Origin of the sequence: Mesorhizobium erdmanii USDA 3471, from assembly GCF_000472705.1 — a bacterium.
GTDB lineage: Bacteria > Pseudomonadota > Alphaproteobacteria > Rhizobiales > Rhizobiaceae > Mesorhizobium > Mesorhizobium erdmanii.
Genome location: NZ_KI421453.1, coordinates 490,808 through 493,655 on the forward strand (window position 1 = coordinate 490,808; position 2,848 = coordinate 493,655).

3 protein-coding genes are annotated in these 2,848 nt (G+C 63.3%); all 3 read right to left on the minus strand.

Features of this window, described 5'->3' with window-relative positions; all coding sequences use genetic code 11:
- On the minus strand, positions 1–1,044 hold a 1,044-nt coding region (locus A3AU_RS1000000141020), incomplete at its 3' end, for a DUF4347 domain-containing protein (protein WP_418001085.1).
- Positions 1,041–2,045, minus strand: a complete 1,005-nt coding sequence (locus A3AU_RS0129680; protein ID WP_161633544.1) for a DUF4347 domain-containing protein — start codon at positions 2,043–2,045, stop codon at positions 1,041–1,043. The genes A3AU_RS0129680 and A3AU_RS1000000141020, both read right to left, overlap by 4 nt.
- Positions 2,046–2,644: 599 nt before the next feature.
- Positions 2,645–2,848: hypothetical protein (locus tag A3AU_RS0129685; RefSeq protein WP_027056131.1), on the minus strand; the 204-nt coding region annotated here is incomplete at its 5' end.

Sequence of the window (2,848 nt, forward strand, 5' to 3'; positions counted from 1 at the left end):
GGTGGCGCCGGTTGCTCCTGTGGCGCCCGTATCGCCGGTGGCACCTGTGGCTCCAGTCGCTCCAGTCGAACCCGTGGCACCCGTATCGCCGGTCGAGCCCGTAGCACCGGTCGTACCTGTAGCGCCGGTAGAACCCGTGGCGCCGGTCGCGCCTGTAGCGCCCGTCGCACCGGTGGCTCCAGTCGAGCCCGTGGCACCGGTCGAACCAGTTGCGCCTGTGGGGCCAGTCGGACCTGCGGCGGTTAGATCGACCACGGTCCAACTGCCGGAGTTTACCGCAGTTCCAACGGCCCAAGTCCCCGAGTTGCCGCTGTTAACGTTGCCAGAATTCACAGTGACAGTCGCAGCGGCTGTGAGGTAGATTGGAACGACCATAGTTCCGCTAGCCGTAATACCGGATGGTAGAGTAAAAGATCCAACGACTATCGTATTTCCGCCAATAACCGCTGTGACAAAATAGACACCCCCGGCTGCAGAACTGGGGTAGGTAATCTCGACAAAGCTAAGGCCGGCCGGAGCAGAGATATTATTGTTCAAGACATCGCCGTACGCCCCAATGCCTGCCGCCGTCAGCGGCGGCGGCACGGGCGCGCGACCTGGCTGCGTCTCCAATTCCCATCTTCCGCCGAGCGCGGCGGCGCCTACGAGGCCCGTCGCGGCCGCGACAGGGGCGCCGGAAGCTCGCGACAGCGCCGCGACAAATCCCTGCCCACGAGCGCCTCCCCCTGTGCTGCAACCCCACAGCAGCAGATCGCCAGCAGGCCCCAAGGCGCGACCGATCGCCGCGAGATCAGCGGAATACCGGTCGACATTTGCAAGCGAAAGTGCACCGCAGCTGAAGCTGAGCTCACCCGGGCGGCCATGGACGACGATGTGGATCGCATCGAGGCGTTCGCGGCCGCGCAACGCGTGCGCAATCTCTTGGGCAGCGGGCCTTGCACCACTGAGAAGCACCGGCTTAACGCCCGGCCTCAACCCTGCGACAAGCACGGCAATGTCGGCGACTGAAGGATCGATGAAGGCGATTTCGCAAGCGTTTTTCATCTTGCTGTCCCCCGGTCAGTCTGGTTGGGGGTGACGTCACCTGTGTTGTTCAGAGTTGCCGATAACGCCGGATTGAAGTCGCCGACGGACCATGTCCCGGCATTGTTGCCAGAAGAACTCCAGCGACCATTGTAGACCGCGATGGTATTCGGCCCTGGGGCGCTTGGACCCACAGTGTAGCGCCCCGCAGGAAGCGCTTCGGAGATCGCAAAAGTGCCGCCGAAATTTGTCGGAACAATAAATTGACCGATGACATTCAGTGTCCCACCGTCATTCAGGACTATGAAATAGGTGCCCGCCGCCGTGCCAGCGGGCCACTGCCCGAAAACGGTGAGCCGCTCGCCTTGGCCTGTCGAGGTCAACGGCACTGCCAGCACTGCTGCGTAGTTCATAACGCCCCCACGGGTCAGCGGCGGCCTCGCCGCAGCCTCTGTTGTCCGCACGTTCAGTTTCCAGTCGCCGCCAAGCGCCGGCGCCCCAATCAGGTTGTTCGCTGCCGCAACGGGTGCTCCCGTCGCGCGCGCCAGCGCATCGATAAAATCGGTTCCGGCCGCGCCGCCACCGGCGTTGCAGCACCACAGGAGCAGAGCGCCCAATCCGTCCAGGGCTTGGCCGATCGCGGCCAGGTCGACCACATCGTCGTCCAGCGTCCGTGCCGACCACTCACCCGCCGCGAAGCTCACGCGGCCGGGTGCGCCGTGGGCGATGACGTGCACGGCGTCGAGGTCGTCCCGACCTTCGAGGGCGAGCGCCATCTGGCGCGCGGCCGGGCGCGCGGCGTCGAGAACGATCGCCTCGACCTGTGGCCGCAGGTTTCGCAGGATCGTGCCGAGATCAGATACCGAGGGATCGATGAAAACGAGTTCGCGAGTGCGCGGCCGGGGCGCATCGGCCCGCGCATTCGGGCGATCAGGTGCAGCGGCCGGAAGCGGATGAATTTGGCGCCCATCGAAACGGGGCACAACGCCCCCACTGGGCACACGCGACAACACTTGATTCACCACACCCACTCCCATCACCCGTGCCGCCGACGTCTCGACGGCAAACTCGCGAGTTAACTTCGGAATGGGAACGTCTGCCTTCCGCCGAAGGACAGACATAGACGCGGCGCCTCACGGCGCGCCTGTTGGACGCACCCTCTTCATCCGCGAAATTGCCTTGCTACCCAGATCCCAGCCCAACTCGCCTGCACAGACCTTGCGGCCACCGACCGTACGATCCGCAGGCACCCTCCATACCCAACATTAGTAAATTCGAAAATTAGCGATTTGTAAACTATTAAGTAGGGAATTGGTAAATTCACAAGAACGAGGCAGCAGATTTCGGCTAATATTGAGGCGCCGGACTCGCGCAAATTGGTTTTGAAAATCGAAGACTTGGCAGCGTCCTGTTGGTTGCTGTCATCCCGCGGAAGGCGGCGCGGCCGCGCCAGCCGCAGAGCTGCTCGAACGCCATTTACAGCTGGCCATGATCGGCGGCGCTGTGAGACGGAAGCCCGAGCAAACAGGGTGGAATGATCAGCGCGCGGGTTCCGCCCTCCAGCGAAGCCCGCGCGCCCGTTCTCAACCTGGACAGGTCACCGTCCAGGTCCACTCGCCGCTCACTCGTGCGGCTTCAAGAGATCCTTCACGGAGGTCTTGACGGTGTGGTCGTTGCTGGCGTAGCCGGCGCCAGGCTTGGTCTGGTCCGAGGTGAGATCCGTGCTCGCTCCGGACGGCTTGTTCTGGTTGTTGCCGAATCCGCTGATCGTCTTGAGGACATTCAGCAGGTCTTTGGTCAGCGAAGTGGACGCAAGGCCGATCAA